Annotated in this window: 19 protein-coding genes; 18 read left to right on the top strand and 1 reads right to left on the bottom strand. The window is 38.0% G+C overall.

What is annotated here, in order from left to right:
• Positions 1-17: 17 nt before the first annotated feature.
• The 18 genes from ACS8FA_RS23565 to ACS8FA_RS23480 all read left to right on the top strand — a co-directional run bounded on the left by ACS8FA_RS23565 (position 18) and on the right by ACS8FA_RS23480 (position 21,749).
• On the top strand, positions 18-2,321 hold the full coding sequence (locus ACS8FA_RS23565) for a polysaccharide biosynthesis tyrosine autokinase (RefSeq protein ID WP_439266058.1): 2,304 nt from the start codon (positions 18-20) through the stop codon (positions 2,319-2,321).
• Between the two features lie 103 nt (positions 2,322-2,424).
• Entirely contained in the window at positions 2,425-4,434 is a 2,010-nt protein-coding gene (locus ACS8FA_RS23560) for a polysaccharide biosynthesis protein (RefSeq protein ID WP_439266060.1), read from the top strand.
• 58 nt (positions 4,435-4,492) lie between these two features.
• Positions 4,493-5,506 (top strand): UDP-glucose 4-epimerase GalE, encoded by a 1,014-nt coding sequence (gene galE / locus ACS8FA_RS23555; protein WP_439266062.1) that lies wholly within the window; start codon positions 4,493-4,495, stop codon positions 5,504-5,506.
• Between the two features lie 40 nt (positions 5,507-5,546).
• A complete protein-coding gene (tviB, locus tag ACS8FA_RS23550; RefSeq protein WP_439266064.1) occupies positions 5,547-6,824 on the top strand; it encodes a Vi polysaccharide biosynthesis UDP-N-acetylglucosamine C-6 dehydrogenase TviB in 1,278 nt (425 codons plus the stop codon).
• Positions 6,825-6,860: 36 nt separating this feature from the next.
• Complete coding sequence (locus ACS8FA_RS23545) at positions 6,861-7,898, top strand: NAD-dependent epimerase/dehydratase family protein (RefSeq protein WP_439266066.1); 1,038 nt, start codon at positions 6,861-6,863, stop codon at positions 7,896-7,898.
• Positions 7,899-7,956: 58 nt separating this feature from the next.
• The gene (locus tag ACS8FA_RS23540; protein ID WP_439266068.1) at positions 7,957-9,273 is read left to right on the top strand and encodes a lipopolysaccharide biosynthesis protein; all 1,317 of its coding nucleotides are present in this window, start codon (positions 7,957-7,959) and stop codon (positions 9,271-9,273) included.
• Positions 9,266-10,345 (top strand): polysaccharide pyruvyl transferase family protein, encoded by a 1,080-nt coding sequence (locus ACS8FA_RS23535; RefSeq protein ID WP_439266069.1) that lies wholly within the window; start codon positions 9,266-9,268, stop codon positions 10,343-10,345. Before ACS8FA_RS23540 ends, ACS8FA_RS23535 begins: the two co-directional genes overlap by 8 nt.
• Positions 10,342-11,349, top strand: coding sequence for a glycosyltransferase family 2 protein (locus ACS8FA_RS23530; RefSeq protein WP_439266071.1), 1,008 nt, complete (start codon positions 10,342-10,344; stop codon positions 11,347-11,349). The genes ACS8FA_RS23535 and ACS8FA_RS23530 overlap by 4 nt, the downstream gene beginning before the upstream one ends.
• Before the next feature lie 46 nt (positions 11,350-11,395).
• On the top strand, positions 11,396-13,165 hold the full coding sequence (locus tag ACS8FA_RS23525) for a hypothetical protein (protein WP_439266073.1): 1,770 nt from the start codon (positions 11,396-11,398) through the stop codon (positions 13,163-13,165).
• The gene (locus ACS8FA_RS23520; protein WP_439266074.1) at positions 13,165-14,259 is read left to right on the top strand and encodes a glycosyltransferase; all 1,095 of its coding nucleotides are present in this window, start codon (positions 13,165-13,167) and stop codon (positions 14,257-14,259) included. Before ACS8FA_RS23525 ends, ACS8FA_RS23520 begins: the two co-directional genes overlap by 1 nt.
• A 41-nt stretch (positions 14,260-14,300) precedes the next feature.
• A complete protein-coding gene (locus ACS8FA_RS23515; protein WP_439266076.1) occupies positions 14,301-15,341 on the top strand; it encodes an EpsG family protein in 1,041 nt (346 codons plus the stop codon).
• The gene (locus tag ACS8FA_RS23510; RefSeq protein WP_439266078.1) at positions 15,341-16,261 is read left to right on the top strand and encodes a glycosyltransferase family 2 protein; all 921 of its coding nucleotides are present in this window, start codon (positions 15,341-15,343) and stop codon (positions 16,259-16,261) included. The genes ACS8FA_RS23515 and ACS8FA_RS23510 overlap by 1 nt, the downstream gene beginning before the upstream one ends.
• A complete protein-coding gene (locus ACS8FA_RS23505) occupies positions 16,254-17,369 on the top strand; it encodes a glycosyltransferase (RefSeq protein WP_439266080.1) in 1,116 nt (371 codons plus the stop codon). The genes ACS8FA_RS23510 and ACS8FA_RS23505 overlap by 8 nt, the downstream gene beginning before the upstream one ends.
• 337 nt (positions 17,370-17,706) lie before the next feature.
• On the top strand, positions 17,707-18,489 hold the full coding sequence (locus ACS8FA_RS23500; protein WP_439266082.1) for a TauD/TfdA family dioxygenase: 783 nt from the start codon (positions 17,707-17,709) through the stop codon (positions 18,487-18,489).
• Positions 18,486-19,226: a hypothetical protein gene (locus ACS8FA_RS23495; RefSeq protein ID WP_439266084.1), complete on the top strand. Its 741-nt coding sequence runs from the start codon at positions 18,486-18,488 to the stop codon at positions 19,224-19,226. Before ACS8FA_RS23500 ends, ACS8FA_RS23495 begins: the two co-directional genes overlap by 4 nt.
• A complete protein-coding gene (locus tag ACS8FA_RS23490) occupies positions 19,207-19,818 on the top strand; it encodes a sugar transferase (RefSeq protein ID WP_439266086.1) in 612 nt (203 codons plus the stop codon). The genes ACS8FA_RS23495 and ACS8FA_RS23490 overlap by 20 nt, the downstream gene beginning before the upstream one ends.
• Positions 19,819-19,822: 4 nt before the next feature.
• Positions 19,823-20,476, top strand: coding sequence for a NeuD/PglB/VioB family sugar acetyltransferase (locus ACS8FA_RS23485; RefSeq protein WP_439266088.1), 654 nt, complete (start codon positions 19,823-19,825; stop codon positions 20,474-20,476).
• A 61-nt stretch (positions 20,477-20,537) separates the two neighbouring features.
• Entirely contained in the window at positions 20,538-21,749 is a 1,212-nt protein-coding gene (locus tag ACS8FA_RS23480) for a DegT/DnrJ/EryC1/StrS family aminotransferase (RefSeq protein ID WP_439266090.1), read from the top strand.
• 84 nt (positions 21,750-21,833) lie between these two features.
• Here the strand turns inward: ACS8FA_RS23480 and ACS8FA_RS23475 are convergent, their stop codons facing one another.
• Entirely contained in the window at positions 21,834-22,490 is a 657-nt protein-coding gene (locus ACS8FA_RS23475; RefSeq protein WP_439266092.1) for an IS1595 family transposase, read from the bottom strand.
• Positions 22,491-22,516: the final 26 nt, after the last annotated feature.

Below are 22,516 nucleotides of genomic sequence, written 5' to 3'. Positions count from 1 at the left end.
ATGATGAGTAAGCCGTTATGACTATAGACTCACAGAACGCTTCCAAAGCAAAGATAGAAAAAGATGATGACGAGATTGATCTCATGGCGCTTCTTTTGGTGCTGTTACGCGGCTGGAAGATCGTTCTGTTTTTTGCATTACTGGGACTAGTTATTGGGGTTTTGTATAGCCGTTATGTCAACCCCACCTTTAAATCTGATGCACTTATACAGATTGAAGAAAACAGTCAAGGTATTGCTGCCTTAGGTGAGAGCATATCTGAATTGGTAGGCTCTGAAGCAAGTAAAGCGCAAACAGAAACTGAGCTTATTAGATCGCGTATGATTTTAGAGCCAGTTGTGACGCTATTACACCTACGGATTAAACTTGCTAACCCTAATATTGGTGCATTTGACAAAATCAAAACCGACCGTATTGATACCCAAGTCAATACTCCAGAAGGGGTTTCTTTAGAGAGTGGCAAAGGTCGTACCCAGGTCAGTCAGTTCAATGTATCACGCGCTTATTTAAATCATGAATTTACTTTGACTAAGACTAAAACGGGCTTTGTATTAACAGATGGTTTGGATGACTTTAAGGGTCAGCTTGGTCAAGCGCATAAATTCCGTGGTAGCAATGGTCAGGTTCATATTACGGTCAATGAGCTGCCTGACGATGGTTATCCAGTTACTATCCATAAGCAATCGCTAAAAGCGACGACAGATAGTATCAATAGTGCACTATCAGTCGTTGAGCAAGGGCAGCAAACAGGAGTTATTCAGTTATCTATGACGGGTGATAGTCAAGAGCAAGTCACTAATGTCCTTAATCAAATAGTGCTTTCTTACATTGATCAGAATCAGTCGCGTGGCTCAGAGGAGACCACCAGAACGCTTAACTTTATGGAGACTCAGATTCCAGCGCTCAAAGCTACTTTAGAGAGCTCTGAGGCAACTTTTAACGAGTTCCGTAAAGAGTATGGCACCATCGATGTGGCAAAAGAAGCTGAGCTATTATTGACAGAAAACTCGCAAATCGATACGCAGCTTAATGAGCTGAAGCTGAAAAAAGCAGACCTGACTACGTACTATACCAATGAGCATCCATTGGTAGTACAAATCAACGAGCAATTGGCAGTGCTCAATCGTCGAAAACGAGAGATTGATAATACAATTGCTGGCCTACCTGAAATCCAACGAGATTTCTTGAAGCTATCTGAAGATACAGCTATCAATAGAGAGATTTATCTTACACTCCTCAAAAACTATGAACAGCTTAAAATCGTAAAAGCAGGTCAGATTGGTTTTGCACGTATTATTGATTTGCCTATTAGCACCTATAAAGCCATCGCGCCCAAAAAATTACAAATCATCGTGTTGGCTTTATTATTAGGCGCTATGTTGGGAACAATGCTTGTACTGCTAAAAAATCTATTACGCAATGTGGTCAAAGACCCTGAACGTATAGAGACGAAGACAGGTGTGCCAGTGATTGCCACCATACCGCGTTCTCCTTTGCTATCGAGAATTGGTAAAAGTAAGCAAGGAACTATGCGTTTGTTGGCACACGTAGATCACAGCAGTTTGAGCTATGAAGCTATTAAAAGCCTTAGAACCAGTCTGATATTTTCGATGCCAAACCAACCGAAAAATTCAACTGTATTTGAGGTAATGGGTGGTAGTAATAGTGAGTCTACTCGCCCGGCAGGCAAGGTCATCCTGATTGCTGGTGAAAGTCCAGGCGTTGGTAAGTCATTTATCAGTGCCAATTTATCAGAGGTTTTTGCGCAGCTAAATAAAAAAGTACTGGTGATAGATGGCGATATGCGTCTGGGCGAGCTACATAAGATGTTTAATTTGAGCCAAGATAATGGGTTGGCTGACTATCTGGTCGAAGGACGTGGTCGCCTAGGCAAGGTTGATACTACTTCAATAGCACAGCCTACCAGTGAATTAAACATCAAAAATTTCATTCATCCAACAGGCGTGGATGACATCGATTTTATACCGCGTGGTCGACACCCTCACAATCCAGCTTCGCTACTAATGAGTGACAGATTCACTCAACTGATGACAACGCTAAAAACACACTATGATTATATCGTTATCGATTCACCACCAGTACTTGCAGCCTCAGACGCAGTTATATTGGCGCAGAGTGCAGACAAAGTGCTGATGGTGGCGCGTTATGATAAATCGATAGTAGGGCAGGTCACATACGCTGTCAAACAGATGCATAAAGCCAATATGCAGGTAGATGGCATTATTCTCAATGATGTACAAAGAGGTCTGATGGACAAATATAGCTATCATTATAATTATGCGTATGGCGACACTAAGTAGCTAGTAGCATCTAGTAGGTAATCTATAGGTAGGCATTAATAAGTAATAAGTATTTAAGCAAATCTTATCTTTGATTATGTTCATAGTTAAATAGTTGGAAATTATGTCGATACAATCAGACTTGAATGATAACACTCATCCTTTTTCTAACAAGAAATATATTAAGGCTAGAAATCGTTGGTTGCGTAGTCATGCGCAATGGTTACTATCCCTGCCACGGGGTATCAAGCGTAGTATATTGATCAGTGCTGACTTGCTAATGTCTATGCTGTGTTTATTTTTAGCAGTGGCATTACGATACGGTTATATCGCCAATCATATTAGCCCTATAGCGCTACTCTTATACGCAATGATTCCTGTTGTAGGCTTGTACGCAATAGGTTTTTATAAGGGGGTATCGCGAGTCTTCTTTGATACGGTGATGCGCCATGTATTGCAGTTGTTTGTGTTCATTATTTTGGCCTATCAGCTCATTATCTTCTCTGATTGGTTGCCAGCAATACCACGCTCAACGCCTATTATTTATCTATTCTTACTGTTTATTTGGTTGTGGAGTAGCCGGCTTACTATCAAAGAGCTTTTGGCAAGCTGGCAGGGTAAGCTCCGCAGTCGTGACAAGCGCTATGGTACTTATGAAAATGTCATCATCTATGGTGCAGGTTCTGCTGGTAAAGAGTTATTTGAGGCGCTACAGCATTCGCATAAATATTGCATCGTAGGTTTTGTTGACGATAACGCCCAGCTTAGTGGCGCTTATTTTGGTGGTAAAAGAATATACCACGCCAATGAGCTGATCGACGTAGTAGAAAACTTAAATGTGGCGCAGGTATTTTTGGCACTACCGTCTGTTAGCCTCACAAAGCATCGTATGATCATTAACAAACTGGCCAATGTACCAGTGAAAATCAAGCAGCTACCAAGCTTGCATGAGATTGCTGATGAAAAGGTAACGGTTAGTACCATGCGTCCGGTAGATATTCTTGATGTACTAAACCGACAGACAGTTGAACCAAACCAGCACTTATTGCAGCAGAATATAACTGGTAAATGTGTACTAGTGACGGGTGCTGGCGGCTCTATCGGTAGTGAGCTGTGCCGCCAAATTATCAAAAACAAACCAAGCTGCCTAGTACTATACGAGTTATCAGAATTTGCCTTATATAGCATTCATCAAGAGCTTATTGCCAAAGTCGCGAGCAAAGAGCGTTATGCAGGTATCAAGGTCATTGCTATTCTCGGTAATGTAACCAATGAAGCTAACCTGATACGAGTACTCAAGGATCATAGTATCCAAACGGTTTATCATGCTGCGGCGTATAAACATGTGCCTATCGTTGAGCACAATCCATTTGAAGGTGTTATCAATAATGCTAAGGGCACTTATCACTGTGCTCGGGCAGCCATCGAAGCTCAGGTTGAGATCTTTGTAATGATCTCTACTGACAAAGCGGTAAGACCGACCAATGTGATGGGCGCATCTAAACGCTTAGCAGAGCTAGTATGTCAAGGTCTAAGCCAATCGATAGGGCAGAATACTGAGCAAAAAACCGCCCAAATAGTGGGTGGTAAGACGCGTATAAGTATGGTGCGCTTTGGTAATGTGCTTGGTTCATCTGGATCGGTTGTACCGCTATTTACCAAACAAATAGAGCAAGGTAATGCTATTACAGTGACTCACCCAGACGTCACTCGCTACTTTATGACGATACCAGAAGCAGCAAATTTGGTGATTCAAGCTGGAGCAATGGCAACGGGTGGTGAAGTGTTTGTCTTAAATATGGGCGCACCAGTAAAAATAGTGGATCTAGCCCATCGAATGATACGTCTAAGTGGCTATGAGCCTAAAGACAGTAGCAATCCAGATGGAGATATAGAGGTCATATTCACAGGTCTTAGACCAGGTGAAAAACTGTATGAAGAGCTGATCATTGGTGAAGATAACGTACAAAAAACCTCTCATCCCCTTATCATGCAGGCGTTCGAAGACAGTTTTCCGTTAAGCGAGATTGAAATAGTGTTGTCTGAACTTATTAACAAAGCACAATATCATGATGTCAGTTGGCTAAAGCAACAGTTTAAGCATTTTGTAGTAGGTTATCAATCGGTTTCATAATCAGACATTTTAGTAAAACTCTTCGAAAACAGAATTAAATTTTTATAAGGTGCTTTCTATGATTCTATTAACGGGCGGGGCAGGTTACATAGGTTCCCATATGCTACTGAAATTACTAGAATCGAATCATAAAGTAGTTGTTTTAGATAATCTATTAAATAGTAGCTACGAGTCTATCAAGAGAGTCGAAGCTCTAAGTAATAAACAATGTATATTTGTTGAAGGTAATATAAGAGATAGTGAATGCCTGAATAGTATTTTTAATAAATATAATATCGACGCTGTCCTCCACTTTGCAGGTCTAAAAGCAGTAGGTGAAAGTACTGAAAAGCCATTGTTGTATTTTGATAATAATATTAGCGGAAGCTTACAGTTATTGATGTCTATGCAAAAATACAGCGTAAAGAAAATAGTATTCAGCTCTTCTGCTACTGTATATGGCGATCCAGACGAATTACCAATTTCTGAAGAATGCCCTATGTCTATGCCTACGAACCCTTACGGCTATACAAAAATGGCGGTAGAGCAAATGCTAATGCAGGTAGTAGAATCTGACCCTACCTGGTCAGTAGCTACGTTGAGGTATTTTAACCCAGTTGGCGCACATGATAGTGGCATGATAGGTGAAGATCCTAATGGTACTCCCAATAATCTTTTGCCCTATATCGCTCAGGTTGCAGTTGGTAAAAGAGATAAACTCTTTGTTTATGGTAATGATTATGCTACCTATGATGGGACAGGTATACGCGATTATATACATGTTATGGACTTGGTTGAAGGACACTTAAGCGCATTAGATTATATAGTCAACAATCTAGGATACCATGTATGGAATCTAGGAACTGGTAGTGGTCATTCTGTTTTAGATATGGTGAAAGCCTTTGAAAAAGCCAGTAATACTAACATCCCCTATCAAATTGTAGAGAAAAGAGCTGGTGATATTGCTAGTTGTTATGCTGATGCGACTAAAGCTCATCAACAATTAAATTGGTTTGCTCAAAGGTCTATTGAGGACATGATGGAAGATACTTGGCGATGGCAATCTAAAAACCCTGATGGTTATACTAATTAGTAATATCTATTGATTAATAGATATTATAGAGAGAACACTTATGCATCATATTAAAAATTTAAAAATAGCGGTGATTGGCCTTGGTTATGTTGGTTTGCCACTAGCAGTTGAATTCGGTAAGCATCACTCAGTTGTCGGCTTTGATATCAATACTGATCGTATAGCTGAACTAATATCAGGTACAGATCATACTTTAGAAATAAATAATGAAGAGTTATCTCAAGCAACACATTTGAGTTTCAGTTCAGAAATAGCGGATCTCCAGGAATGCAATTTCTTTATTGTGACTGTACCAACACCTATCGATGAGTATAAACAGCCAGATCTCACACCATTAGTGAAAGCATCCGAAGCTATCGGTAGCTTGCTTAAAAAAGATGACATAGTTGTTTATGAATCTACTGTATACCCTGGCGCAACTGAAGAGGTATGTATTCCAGTATTGGAGCATGTTTCTGGACTTATCTTTAATCAGGACTTTTATGCAGGATATAGTCCTGAGCGTATCAACCCAGGAGATAAGGAACATAGAGTTACTAATATTTTGAAGGTAACTGCAGGTTCTACACCTGAAGTCGCAGACTTCATCGATAGTGTATATAACTTGATTATTACCGCTGGTACACATAAAGCACCAAGCATTAAAGTAGCAGAAGCGGCTAAGGTCATTGAGAATACCCAACGCGATGTCAATATTGCGCTGATCAATGAGCTAGCGGTGATCTTTAATAAGATGAATATCGATACAGAGGCGGTGTTAGAGGCTGCTGGTACTAAGTGGAACTTTTTACCGTTTCGTCCGGGTTTAGTTGGCGGTCATTGTATCGGTGTCGATCCGTATTATCTCACCCATAAAGCGCAAGCTATCGGCTATAATCCTGAGATTATTTTAGCTGGTCGTCGTCTAAACGATAGTATGGGCGAATATGTGGTGACGCAATTGGTCAAGACTATGATCAAAAAGCGTATTCAAGTCGAAGGCGCGAGAGTACTCATTTTAGGTTTGAGCTTTAAAGAGAACTGCCCTGATGTACGTAATACCAAGGTCATCGATATTGTCCATGAGCTACAAGAGTACAATATCGAAGTCGATGTTTATGATCCTTGGGTAGATACCGCAGAAGCTCAAAGAGAGTACGGCATCACACCTACTAGTACGCCTGCGATCGATAGCTACGACAGTATCATCCTTGCCGTGGCTCATAGTGAGTTTGTCGATATGGGTGTCGCACACATTCGCAGCTTAGGTAAAGCCAATCATGTGCTCTATGATTTGAAGTATGTGTTTGCTAAAGAAGATACAGATATCCGTCTATAAGCTAAAGCTAACTTAGAACAGCATATGAGAAATACTATGACAGCAACAACCTATAATCAAGTCAAAGAAACATTAGTCCAGACGCCTAAAACGTGGCTAATCACTGGGGTAGCAGGCTTTATCGGCTCCAATCTACTTGAGACACTACTATTGTTAGAGCAAAAGGTAGTGGGTCTAGATAACTTCGCCACTGGCTTTCAGCATAATCTCGATGAAGTGCAGGGCGTGGTCAGCGTGGAGCAGTGGTCAAGGTTTAGCTTTATAGAGGGTGATATCTGTGAGCTAGCCGATTGCGAGCAAGCATGCGCAGGTGTTGATTATGTGCTGCATCAAGCGGCGCTCGGCTCAGTACCGCGCTCTATTGCTGATCCAATCAACACTAATCACACTAATATTTCAGGATTCTTGAATATGTTAGTGGCTGCTCGCGATGCTCAAGTATCGAGTTTCACATATGCGGCAAGTAGCTCAACGTATGGTGATCATCCGGCATTGCCAAAAGTAGAAGATGCTATTGGTAATCCATTATCTCCTTATGCGGTGACCAAGTATGTCAATGAGCTATACGCAGACGTATTTGCGCGTACTTATAACTTCAATACTATTGGCCTACGTTATTTTAATATCTTTGGCAAGCGTCAAACGCCAGACGGTGCCTATGCAGCGGTGATTCCAAAGTGGACAGCGGCGATGATCTCGGATAATGAGGTATTCATTAATGGTGATGGTGAGACTAGTCGCGATTTTAATTTCATTGAAAATGCAGTACAGGCTAATATCTTAGCCGCGACTGCTACCGATGAAGCTAAAAACGAGGTGTATAACGTGGCGGTGGGTGGACGTACCACGCTTAATACACTATTCACAGCGTTACAAGAGAATCTAGCGCTCAATGGGGTGACTTATACTCAAGATCCTGTATATAAAGATTTTCGAGAAGGGGATGTACGTCATAGTCAGGCCGATATCAGTAAGATACAGAAGGCATTAGGCTATGCACCGCAGTTTGATATTGTTAAGGGTATTGAGAAAGCGATGCCTTGGTATGTCGAAAGCTTAAATAAAAGGTGTTAGTTAGCATCATTTTTCCAAGCATCATAGGTTTGACATACTTTTAATTTGGATTTCAATAATGCCTTCTGCAGTATTTTCATCTATACAGAGCATAGTAAAAAGACTCAAATCTAGCAATTTTATTCGAGATGTTGCTATGGTGGGCGGAGGTATTGCTGCTGGACAAGCCATAGCTTTGGCATTTATGCCGTTTCTTACACGTTTATATGGCCCTGAATCCTTTGGCATTGCCGCTGCGTTTGCTGCAATCGTTAATATCATTACTCCAATCTCTACTATGGGTTATGCAAATGCTATCGTCATGCCTGAGAGTGATGAGGATGCAGCAGCAGTAGCAAGATTATCCATATTATGTGGTTTGATCATTGCACCTCTTTCACTGATCTTAGTTCACGTAGGAAAACCTTGGTTGGCAGTATGGACAGGTATGGAGAAAGCGCCTGAGATGCTGTATCTAATACCATTAACGTTAGTAGTAGGCGCCTTTCTATCTGTCGCAAATCAATCTGCTATTAGAGCAAGTCTTTTTAAAGCTAAAGCTCGAGCCTATGTAGAAAGCAAGCTGTTTACAGATACTAGCAAGCTTATTGGAGGGCTGCTTGCACCGTCTGGATTGCTACTTATCTTACTTACAATAGTAGGGCAGTTTACAAATTTTTTGATGCAGATGCTAAGAGTACCTAGAAAAGGTGTTTTAAAGATAAGTAACTGGTTTGGTACAGATGGTGTTCGTAATGCAGCCATAGAGCAACGTGACTTTGCTATATATCGTATGCCACAGAGTGTGCTCAGAGCTTTCTCTATAGGTCTACCTGTACTAATGCTAACAACATTATTTGGAGCAGGGGCTGCTGGGCAGTATTCATTAGTGTTACTGCTCTTAAGTGCGCCAGTAATGCTTTTAGGACAATCAGTAGGCGAAGTTTTTTATCCAAAAATAACTAGGGCAATTAGTAACAGGACAGGAAATGCCTTCATTTTGATTAGTAAGGCTGCACTAGTTTTATTTTCAGTTGGAGCAATTCCTTTTGGCTTTATTGCTCTTTTCGGTGATGTATTTCTACCTTGGGCTCTTGGTAGTGAGTGGAAAATTGCAGGTCAGTATTCACAATGGGTTTCTTTGTGGATGATTGCTATGCTAGCTGTTCAACCAGCAGTTGCAGCCATGCCCGCATTAAAAATGCAATCTACCCTACTTGTATATGAGGTAATGATTACTTTTGGTCGAGTTGGTGCTCTTTATATTGGTAATTGGAACAATAGTGACATTCTTGCAATAGCATTGTTTTCTATTATAAATGCCATTGGATATTTAAGTTTATTGTTATTTGTAATAATAAAATCTAAAAAAAGTGACGAGGCATCAAATGCGTAAAATAATTAAAAGATTAATACCCTTGAATGTAAAGCAATCTTTATCTGCTCACATTCACAAAAAATATTTTTCTTTGCCAAAAAATAAGCGTTGCTTCATTTTTCTTGCGGCAGACTATGGCAATATTGGCGATATCGCCATTTCTCGCGCTCAAAAACAGTATCTTGAAAATGTGCTCACTGGATATGAGGTCATTAGTATACCTATTAGTCAGACAAGATTTGTGCTCAGTTCGATCAAGAAGCAGATAAAAAATGAAGATATGGTTACCATCATTGGTGGTGGTAATATGGGTGGCATTTATCCTGATATCGAAAAGTTACGACAGTTAGTTATCGAGTCTTTTCCTTCTAATCGTATTGTCTGTTTTCCACAGACGCTGGATTGGGATGATTCAGCTAAATCTAAGCGTGCGTTAAAAACTATCGTAAAGAAGTATGCTAAGCATCCAGATATACACATTTTTGCAAGAGAATCTATTACACATAACAAGCTCATCGAGCTCTTTAATAAATATAACAATGTCAATATTGGTTTAGTGCCAGATATTGTAATGAGTGCGTCGGCAGAGTCGCTTGGTGCTACAGATGGTTTAGAAGCCTCAGGTATTCTAAAGTGCCTACGAAATGATAAAGAGATTGCTCTATCGACTACACAGCACGCTATAGTTGACAAGGCTTTAGCTGATACAGGTTATGAAATTACGAAGACTGATACTCATGCTGGTGGCTCACAACTAGATAATGATTATTGTGCAACACTCTTGTCAGATAAACTGAACCAATTCCGTGCAGCCAAGCTAGTAGTTACTGACCGTCTACACGGTATGATATTATGCTTACTATCAGGTACGCCGTGTTTGGTACTACCAAACTCTAATCACAAAATTAGACAAACTCATTTAGATTGGCTGAGCGATCATCCGAGACTTGTTTTTTTAGAATTAGAAGAAATCAGTCATATTGATGAAGCAATCTATAACCTCTTATCAGTGCCTAAAGGCAATCTAAATAACTCTCCAGTTAATATAGCGGCATATGCCGATCTGAGAAAAGTGCTAACCAATATATGAATACTATAAAAGAACCGTTAGTGAGCGTTATCGTTCCAGTATATAACGTAGAAACTTACATCGATGACTGTCTCAACTCTATAAAGCAGCAGACATATAAAAACCTTGAAATTATCGTAGTTGAAGATTGCTCAACTGATGGTTCTAGAGAAGCGATTGACTTTCATCTTGTAGATGAGCGTATAAAAATAATTCAACATAAGAAAAATGGTGGTCTATCTGCGGCACGTAATACAGGTATCGACTTTGCGACAGGCGAATATATGATGTTCGTCGATTCTGACGATATTATAGACTTAAATTTGGTAAAGGCTGGTTTGACATCAGCATTAAGCTGTGCTGCTGATGTTGTACTGTTTAAGTCTAAAACCTTTCAAGATGGCCAGCCAGTACAAATAGTTCCAGAGATAGAAAGTAGAAGCAATCACTGTAAGCCTATGACGGAAGTAGATTATTTTAAATATCCACATTTTGCTTGGCTAAAGTTTATGCGTACTGAGTTAGTACGTAATAAAAGGTTAAAGTTTCCGGTAGGGCAATATTATGAAGACTGGCCGTTCCATTGGGAAACAGGGTTTGCTGCATCTAAAATTGTTGAAATTGATAACGGTTATTATCATTATCGTCAACGCGGTGACTCTATTACTGGGTCAGGTGATCGTAAACTTCTACATATATTCTCATCACATGGGTTAGTTGCGAATATAACTGAACAGTATTCAACATCGTTGCCAGTTAAAATAGTTCTAGCGAATAAGATTCACAGTGGGATTTGGTTTGTATTAACTACAATAGATACCCAGTATCTTGAAGAAGCTGTTATAAAAGCAAAACAACATACTGAAAAGATGAGTAAGTATCGTGCCTATAGCTCACCCTCTCCTAAAATACGACTTTTACTTTTAAGTTTAAGGCTGCACGTACGCATAGCTGCTCCTGTTATCGAAGCTATGCGTAAGAGTCTTAATCAAATTTCTTCAGCACGTCGCAAAGCTCGCCGTTAACTTTGCTTATTCTTTTTAAATAATAAACTATGAAATAGAGTATCTAATGGCAAATTACATCTTTATAAAAACGCGGCAACCAACAGAACAGTCAAAAATTATTGATAAACTTGAACAGGTATGCTGTCTATTAGAGCCTACGATTATCAAAAATAAAAGCCAAAATACGGCAAAAATATGGCCAGAAGATGCTAATGGTTTTTATGCCATACAGAATAGTGAAGGTGTTGCTGGACCTGAAGATAATGCATTAGTTATTGGCTGGATAGACCAAACTGATAATAAAGTAAAATCTTATAGTTCTAACGCTGATGGCTCCTATGCTGTCATCACAAATAAAAATGATGAAGTATCATTTTTTTGTGATCAGTTCGGATCGCGAACATTATGGTACTACTATGATGAAAATATATTAATAGTATCTACATCACAGCGTGCCATCGTAGCTTTGAAAAGCACCTTTAAGTTAAATCAAGCAGCAATTGCTTGGTATTTATCTTCTGGTTGTCAAGGGCCGTTTATATCTTGGGATCAGGAGGTTATACAAGCACTTCCAAATTTAGAATATAAACTGGGCGTTGGTAACTGGAGTTTTGACTCGATACAGAAGCGGGGTATGTCTCTACCGTGTTCTGGTAGTACTAAACTAAGTGAGTATCTCAAAATATACGAAAAGCAAGTTACAAAATCACTCAAAAAAATTATTAATGAGTATGCTAACGATCAAGTCTTACTCCCTCTATCTGGTGGATTAGATAGTCGACTATTACTAGCACTTAGTAAAAAGGCTGGTTTGATTGATAAATTAACGCTTGCTAATTGGGGTGTATTTAACAAAGGAAAAAAATTTGACGATACAGCCGCAGCAGAACGCGTAGCCAACTCTTACAAAAAAGAATTATTGATTCTGTCTTTGCCTACCAAAGTTAGTGATTATGATCAGGTACTCGATCGCTTTACAGAAACAAGTGAAGGGCGTATTGATCATTTTAATGCATTTACAGATAGCTTCTATATGTGGGGTGATTTTTTCAAGCGCGGTTATCGAATAATCGTAAGAGGTGACATTCCTTATACAGAAGGGTTAGATATTAATCCTGCTCAAGCTAGAATGCATCAAGGTTTGCAGCTACTAGCTGACTATATAAATATAAAAGATTTTATTGGTATGGAAGAGTACATCCAACTACAGAACAATAGTAAAATTAAGATAGAGTGTTTAGATGGAGAGTCTTTAGTGAGGTGGAGAGACCGTCTTTACGTCAGCTATCGTGTTCCAATGATAATATCTGCATTTTCACAGCAAATAAGTGGCTTTGTAGAAAATAGAGCACCTATGTTTAATTGGTCGCTATATGAGCTTTATATGGGATTGCCTGACAAAGAAAAAGGGAATAAACGCCACATTCAAAAGCTCTGGAAAAAGTACGATCGTAGTGGTGTATCTTTTAAAGCAGTAGGTTCTCTAAATTCAATGAATTCGTATTTTGATAGTATATGTGGGCATGAATATCTGTTGCATAAGCTACTAGAGGTTAAAAAAACTGGCTATTTTCATCCAGATTTGATTGATTCTGTTCAACATATTCTTTCAAAGCGATCAATAAATGATGGGTCAAAATCAACAATCGTTCTAGTGCGTCAAGCAGTGAAAAGACTACTGTCTGATTACTTACCTGCGACACCTAAAGCTTACCTAAAATCAAAAAGCTCTCAAAGAATATCAGCGACTACGCTTGCATATCGAATTGTTATGATAGATAAGATTATTTCTATGTATGAATCTGATGCAGGATATCTTGAGGTAAATAAATAATGACTCCACAACGTATTGTACACATAGTAGGTAAAATGGATCGTGCTGGTGCAGAAACGATGCTAATGAATCTGTACCGTAATATAGATCGTACTCAAATTCAGTTTGACTTTATAACTTTTACAGATAGAGAAGGCGATTATGACGCTGAGATAACTCAAATGGGCGGCAAAATAATTCCCATATTGGCTAATAATCCTATTCAACGCATGTTAAAACTTCAAAAGTTTTTGAAAAGGCGTCCTGAATATACAATTGTCCACGCGCATATGTTATTAAGCAATGCGTTTCATTTATTAGCTGCAAAGGGTGCTGGAGTTAAGCATCGTATTTCACACTCACATAATACGAACAATGGCTATTCTAATACTGCTAAAAAAGCCTATGAGAAGTGGGCACTAATAGTCAATCGTAGAGTATCAACTCATAAAATTGCATGCGGTGAATTAGCTGCTAATTATTTATTTGGTACCACAAAAGATGTATGGCTACTACCAAATGCTGTTGACGTAGAAAATATGATAAAAGTTGCTAATGAATCACAAAATTATATTAGTCAAGAGTTTGGCGATAATAATGTAAAAATAATTCAAGTTGGTCGCTTGAATGAGGTTAAAAACCATAAATTTTCTTTAGAAATTGCGGAAGAGCTAAAAAGTCGTCATATTGATTTTACATTGTATATTATTGGACAAGGGTCATTAGAACAAACACTAAAGGCAAAGGTTATAAATAAGTCACTATCAGATAATGTTAAATTCTTAGGCGTACGAACTGATATTACTGAATTGATGGCTAGTGCGGACTATATGATTATGCCGTCCTTACATGAGGGCTTTCCTGTAGTGTTAGTAGAGAGTCAAACGGTTGGTCTACCAGCATTAGTCTCTGATAAGATATCTACTGAGGTAGACCTGGGATTGAATTTGGTTGATTTTTTATCCCTTGAGTCTGCTAAGGATTGGGTTGATAATCTATTAAGTTCAAGATATTCAGAGCCTACTGAAGAAGAAATAGTGAAAGCATTAGAAATCAATGGATTTGATGCTGTTACTAATGCCCAAAAAATCGCTCAAATTTATGTGAGTTTATAATTCTTTATTTGCTTTTTAAACATATTTTATAGAGGGCTAAAATGCTGCCATATTTATTAGTCCTTAGCTTTGTTATATTTTGGATAGTGCTAGAGCAACAGGCTTTAAGTAGAAAGTCTTTTTGGGTTCCATTAATAGTATTGTCTTTATTTGCAGGTATACGCAGTTTTCGAGTTGGTACAGATTCATGGAATTATACTAAAGACTTTAGAAGTAGTCTAAATATCTATAATTTTCAATTTAATGAATCTGTTGAAATTGGCTACCAATTATTAAAATACACTCTATTGAGTATAACTTATAATTACTTTTGGCTTTTTTGGCTTTCAGGACTGACTATAGTCTATTGTTACCTAAAGGTTATTAGAAAATATAGTGTGAATTATTGGTTTTCTGTATTTCTATTTATGACGTTAGGAGTTTATACTTTTTTCTTTAATGGATTACGACAAGGTTTGGCAATGGCGATATTTGTACTTGCTACTCCATATTTGTTGGAAAAAAGATTTTTTAAATACTTGTTAGTATGCATTGTTGCTTCTTTATTCCATACTACCGCGTTATTCATAATACCATTTTACTTTCTAGTAAATTCAAAAATAAAATTAATATATAAAGTAATAATCACATTTTTAGGGTCATTGTTTAGTGTTCAATTTTTAATTTCTTACATTGCTGAAACGAATGATAGGTATAAAGGCTATTCAGCTGCAGATCAAGAAGGTGGTGGTTATCTGACGCTAGGTTTTTATGCCATACTTATATTTGTGATATATATTATTATCCGTATTTATAAGATCAGAGATGAACAGTTTATGCAACTGTTTACCTTTTATGCCATTGGTGTAGTATTTCTAATACCTGTCGCTATGTTGGGTGCTAACCCTTCAGGACCACAGCGTTTGCTTAGCTATTTTACTTGGACACTTATCTTAATACTGCCCGTAGTTTTTAAACGAATAAATAACGTCTATATAACTAGCTCAGCAGTAATTCTGTTTGTTTTTTATTTTATTCTGACAACTACTAGATTTAGTAATTTGACTCCTTATATTATCAATCCTATTTTTGAGATATTCTAATGACTGATAACATTTATGTGACTATTTGTATTCCCTTTTATAATGCAGAATCCACGCTGTTAGATGCTGTACGTTCTATCTTTGCGCAGACTCACAAGAGTTGGGAGCTTATTTTAATCGATGATGGTTCTACAGATCGCTCATTGGAGCTGGCACAATCTATAGATGATCCTAGAGTGACTGTTTATTCTGATGGTGATAATCTAAAACTAGCAGGACGTCTCAATCAAGTAGTGAGTCTTGCAAAGTATGATTTTATAGCACGTATGGATGCTGATGATCTTATGTCACCTGTACGTATTGAAAAACAACTTAACATGCTAGAGGCCAATCCAGGTATTGATTTAGTTTCTACAGGATTATGCTCTTTAAGCAACAATAATGAACCTTTAGGTGTAAGGTGTGTGTCCTTAAACCATAAGATTACTAGTACTGGTTTATTATCTGGTAATACAGGCATCGTTCACGCTTCTTTACTGGGTCGTCGTACGTGGTTTGAGCGCAATAAATATAAAGAAAACTTACATAAGTCGCAAGATACAAATTTATGGGTACGCTCATATTCTAAAGACGATCTAAGAGTCGGATTTATTGATAAACCATTATATTATTATCGTGAAGATAATAATGTGACTCAAAAGCAACTGCTACTTGCTTATTCAATAGGGCGTCATACAATAATAGCGGATGCCAAACGTAATTTTGGTTTTAAGCTTAAAGTTAAAGCTTTTTCTAATAACTTAGCTAAGACATTAATAGTTAGATTCCTTCCTAAAACTGCTATCAAAATAGCTCGTAGGCGTCGTAATTCTATACGACTTACTGAGTTAGAAAAAATTCGTATTGAAAATGAAATTAAGTTTATAATCGATTTTGAGATTCCTATTGCTACAGTAAAAAGAGATAATAAAATTGGCTAAAAAAATATGCTTTATAATCACTGATGCTATTGCATTTAATGTGTTATGTCGTGGACAGCTTGAATTTATTAAAGATAATTCAGAATTTGATATTACGCTTATTTGTGGAGGTGACCAAGTACAATTAGATATACTTACTGAACGAAAAATAGGTAAAGTAATTAATGCTAATTTTAAGCGCCATCCATCTATATTAAAAGATACTAAATCTCTAATGTTTTTATTGAAGTATTTAACTTTTAATCGGTTTGATATAATAGTTTACTCTACCCCAAAGGCCTTGTTAATAGGCAGTATTGCATCACGTGTTACCTTACATAAAAATCGTATTGCTATCATACGTGGTAGAGTTTATGAAAATTTCTCTGGGAAAAAACGATTGTTTTTTCACATGCTTGATAAATTAGCTTTATTAACATCTAATAAAGTTGTTTTTATTTCCGACTCCTTGAAGAAAGCATATCTTAATGACTGCTTACTTAATGAAAATAAAGCGATTTTACTGGGGAGAGGATCGTCAAATGGCGTCGATACAGTGAACTTTCAGCCTATTAAGTCTAACCGGAAAAAAAATGGTAATGCTGGTTTTAAGGTTTTGATTATTGGTCGTATTTGCTACGATAAAGGAGTTTATGACCTAGCGGAAATCATAAAGAAGTCTAAAAATGAAAATATAAAATTCCTCTTAGTAGGTCAGATTGAAGATAAGTATTCTGAAGGGCTATTAAAAAGTATTCTGGATAACTATTCAAATGTAGAGCATATACCTTATACAGCTAATATTATCAAATACTTCCAAAGTGCCGATCTACACCTTTTTTTGAGTCATCGAGAAGGCTTTGGTAATGTAGCTATCGAAGCTGCAAGTTGTGGAGTTCCAACTTTTGCATATGACGTAGTTGGTGTTAAAGATAGCGTAAGTGAGGGGATAAGCGGCAAAAAATTTATTTTTAAAGATACAGATAGTATCGTTAAGGAAATCGATAAAGCTGCTAGTAATCCGAACTTCAAGCTTGAGTACAAATTAGCCAGAGATTGGTCTATTGAAAATTTCGACCAAAAAATGGTTTGGCAAAACTACTTAGATTTTTATTCAAAAAATGTATAAAGAAATGAGTTTTATATGATAAAACGACTCTTTGATATCACAACCTTAACTACAGTCTTGATTATCTTATCTCCTGTGTATGCTATTACTGTTTATAAAATTAGTAAAACATTGGCCTTCTAGTATTGTTTCGTCAAACACGCCATAGACTAAATGGTATTTTGTTTGAGATGGTTAAGTTTCGTAATATGCATGATGCAACATAGAAGTAGGGTAACCTTCTACCTAATGATGAAAGTTTAATACTTTTTGGTCAGACCGTATGTATTGCTAGCTCCAATGTGCTATTTAATGTATAAATTACTTAATATAAATAAATAATTGTAGAGAGAATCAAATGTTTAAATCTATTGATATAGACCCAAATAATCCAAGTCAAGGCTGTCATGATCTGCTTTCAGCATGGGACGATGATGCCATTAAAGTGGTAGTTTTAGATCCTACTTCAAAGGTTGCTGATGTGAAAGAATTTTATGATTCACTTTTTCCACAATTAGGAAAAGTTGCTCCTTTTGCTGAAGATGCCACTATTAAAGATAGGAGCTCACAACGTACTGGTGAAGCATGGATGGAAATTAGATATGATCCGAAAATAGAAAATGCTTATCGTCATTCCTCAGAAGCACAACCTTTACATACTGATGGCAGTTATATACCAGACTTCCCAAATTCAAGTTTATTATGTTGTGTGACAAATGCCGGTGATGGTGGTGAGACGATTTTTATAAATGCTAGTGATGTCGTTAATGCATTAGAAAAAGAGGCACCGAAACTACTTTCTTATTTGACTGCTAATGTGGTCACTCATGCCCGTTCAGGTGACAGTAGACATGATAAAGTTATTAGTAAGAGTGATGGTATATGGAAAATTAACTGGAATTATTATTGTGTGGAGAAAAGTGTAGACCAAGAAATTAGCAAAATTGCAGAAACTTTCCACATGTTTCTAAAAAATAGTCCTTCGATACATAAAAATTTACTTGAGATCAAGTTACAGCCTGGTCAGGCCATTTTATGGAAAGATAACGAAGTCATTCATGGTAGAAACTCATTTTCAGCCACTATGGAAGGTGAACGATTTATTTGGAAGTGCGCTTTCGATGTGGGTAATTTTTTATGAGCCCACTTATTTTTGGCTCAATGAGAATGAGTGAAGATAAAGGAGATGGGCATTATTGGGCTAAGCTATTGTGTCAAGCATATTATGCTGGAATTAATACCATACATTCATCTTCGGAATATGACTCTTTTCCTCTATTACAAAAGGCTTTAAAAGAAGTATCTTTGATAGATAGCACTATAGTTTTTAAACATATTGTCAAATTGGCTGAACCACATTTTTCTGACTATGAATACTCTAGTAATAGATTAAAGGAAAAAGTAAGTAACTATCTGAGTATATTTGAGATAGATAAATTAGAAGCCATACAGTGGATGTGGCGTAGTAATTTGTCTGATCAACAAAGAATAGATAGTTTTATTAAGCAGCAGGAACAAATGCGACATGATGTAGAAGATTTAAAGCAAAGCGGTTTGGTAGGTAGTGCTTTGTGTTTTCCTTATTCATTAGAGTTTATGGAAAAGGCGCTAGAGACTAATATATTTGATGGTTTCTGTGTTTATAGAAACCCTCAAGAGCTAGAATATGATCGGATATTAACAGATTGCGACGATGGTACTGTGGTTAGCATACGCCCATTTTCTGCTGATAAAGCATTAATTGAGTCTGAAGGTGTTATTAGACTTTTAGAGTATAACTTCTTAGAGCCTGCTATCAAAAGTACGATTCTGTCTATATCTTCTGTATATCAACTCAACGAAATTAAAGGTTACTTAAATGCTAAAAAGAATACTTGATCTGATACTAGTATTAGGAACGTTGCCTATTTGGTCATGTGTTTTGTTGGTTTCTTCATTTATTGTGTGGCTCGATTTAAAAAAATCTCCATTCTTCACTCAAGAAAGAGGTGGGAAAGACGGTAGAGTTATTACTATTTTTAAACTAAAAACAATGACAGATGAAAGAGATGAGAACGGCGATTTACTTGAAGACAAATATCGCATCACTAGAATTGGTAATATATTTAGAAAGCTAAGTATTGATGAGTTACCTAGCCTTGTAAATATATTAAAAGGTGATATGAGTCTAGTCGGTCCACGACCATTTTTAAAAGAATATTTGACTCTGTACACTGATGAACAAAAACGGCGCCATGAAATGCTTCCGGGCCTTACAGGCTGGGCGCAGATTAATGGCCGTAATGCTATTACTTGGGAAGAGAGGTTTGAATTAGATACATGGTATGTAGACAACCAATCGTTATGGTTAGATGTCAAGATACTATTCAAAACTGTCAAAAAAGTGCTGATTAAAGATGGTATCAGTGCGGATGGTGAAGCCACTATGAGTAAATTTACAGGTTCTACAAATAAGATAAATCAGAAGTAACGCTATGAATGAAATTTTTGCTGTCTATGGGGCAGCAGGCTGTGGCCGTAGCTTAATGCCAGTAGCAGCTCAACAACTGAAACGATTGAATATTGATAGCCAAGTGATATTTATTGATGATTCATTAGATCTACAAAGTACTATTAACGACCGTATAGCTATGAATTATGAACAGTTTAAAGGTCTAGACTGTGCGAATAAACATGTATTAATTGCTATTGCAGACAGTAATATTCGTCAAAAAATAGCTAACAGACTATCGAACGACGGCATATCGCTATGGTCCGTTCAAGATCGGACTACACTAATCATGGAAAGAGTAGTTATTGGAATAGGGGCAGCGATTAGCCCGTTTGTTACGATAGCGTCAAATGTGACTATTGGTAAATGTTTTCATGCTAGTTTGTATAGTTATGTAGAGCATGATTGTGTGATTGGTGACTACGTTACCTTTGCCCCTAGAGTGAGCTGTAATGGTAATGTCCATATTCATGACCATGCTTATATTGGTGCAGGAGCTATCCTTAAGCAAGGCACACCTGATAAGCCACTAGTTATAGGTAAAGGTGCGGTTGTTGGTATGGGCGCAGTAGTAATTAGAGACGTGCCAGCTGGCGCTGTCGTCGTCGGCAATCCGGCACGATTATTAAAAAAATAGAAACAATCAACGCCTAACGATGACTTATTAATGATAAAACATCAGCGTTATAGAGGACTATATGCTAAACACTCTCTTTTCACCTTGGCCAAGTTTTACGCAACAAGAGGCCGATGCGGTCAGCCAAGTATTGTTATCCAACAAGGTCAACTACTGGACAGGGCAAGAATGCCGTCAGTTTGAGCAGGAGTTCGCTGACTGGTCAGATAGCAAGTATGCGATAGCAATGGGTAACGGTACCTTGGCTCTAGATGTGGCCTTGCAAGCGCTCGGTATAGGTGCAGGTGATGAGGTTATTGTCACCCCGCGTACCTTTATCGCCAGTATCTCATCTGTGGTCAATGCAGGTGCGATTCCGATATTCGCTGATGTCGATGCCGAGACAGGCAATATCACACCTGAGACAATTGCCGCAGTATTGACTGAGCGAACCAAAGCCATCGTCTGTGTGCATCTGGCTGGCTGGCCATGTGATATGGACGGTATTATGGCGCTAGCAGAGCAGCATAATCTATATGTTATAGAAGACTGTGCTCAAGCACATGGTAGCAAGTATAAAGGCCGTAGCGTTGGTAGTATTGGTCATATTGGGGCATGGAGCTTTTGTCAGGATAAGATCATGACCACGGGCGGTGAAGGTGGTATGGTCACTACCAATGATGAGCAGCTATGGCGAAAAATGTGGGCGTATAAGGACCATGGCAAGAGCTATGCAGCGGTCTATGAGACCGAGCATCCACCAGGCTATCGCTGGTTACATGAGAGCTTTGGCACCAACTGGCGTATGACGGAGATGCAAGCAGTGATCGGCCGTATTCAGTTACAGCGTATGAACGACTGGACTGCTAAGCGTACTACCAATGCCCATGCAATATTAGATGCATGCGCTGGTTGGGAGACACAAAGCTATTTATCAGTACCTAAGTTGGAGGCAACATCAGCGTTTGCTGACTGTATCCACGCTTACTACAAGCTCTATGTATATGTGCAGCCAGAGACTCTGCCACAAGGATGGTCACGCGATCGAATTATTAATGAGATCAATGCGTTAAATGTACCGTGTTTTTCGGGGTCCGCTTCTGAGGTATATTTAGAAAAGGCATTTGATAATACTGGGTTGCGTCCAGAGACGCCGCTACCAATAGCGAAGCAACTGGGTGAGACTAGTCTAATGTTCTTAGTCCATCCTACATTGACTACTGCTGAGATTGAGCAGACCGTTGATGCCATCAATACTGTATTTACTCGAATGGCTGAAGTTAATTGTGTCTAATTAGCTAACGCTTACTTATCGCCACACTTCAACATAAAAGCAGACCCTTATGAATAAAAAATTAGGGGCTGTAGTAGATAAGGATTAAATATCACACCATTTTCTCAAGGTTTTCAGCTGATTAGATGGTGAGCCATAGTTGAATCTAAACTCGCACTCTTTTAAAAACAAATGGAAGTTCTTCTTATTAATCCCATTATACTTTCTGAGTGTTCGTTTGGACTGATTCCAGAAGTTCTCAATGCCATTGATGTGATTGTTCTTACCGCAAATGAACTCTATAGAGTGATTGACTCTGAAATGTTTAAACTCACTCACACCTAATGCATTGTAACTTCGATAGCTATCCGTATAAACAAAGCTGTCAGGCTTGATTTTACGCTTAATAACAGGCATTAGGGTAGTCTGTTTGGTGTCTGCTACGACAATGGTATAAACCTTACCGTTTCGTTTTAGAATACCAAATACAGCGGTTTTACCAGCTGCCCCGCGACCTCTTTTGCCTTTGCGTACACCGCCAAAGTAACTTTCATCTAATTCGACCTCACCATCAAAAAGCTCATCAGCTTCTAATGAGAGATGATAATCTATCACAAGTCTTATTTTATGATAAAAAAGTGCAGCAGTATTAGGCTGAATATCAAGCAAATCTGCGGCTGTTCTAGCAGTCACTTCAGCCGTAAAAAACTCTAACAGCCTTCGCTGTGCTTTTTTACTTAGTTTACAACGGGTTATCTTCATAAAAGTAGTCTAGCATAGTGCTTATC

It is taken from the genome of Psychrobacter sp. 1Y1 (genome assembly GCF_051847395.2).
Taxonomy (GTDB): domain Bacteria; phylum Pseudomonadota; class Gammaproteobacteria; order Pseudomonadales; family Moraxellaceae; genus Psychrobacter.
The sequence above is the reverse complement of the archived record's forward strand: the minus strand, read 5'-3'. Positions and strand labels throughout refer to the sequence as shown.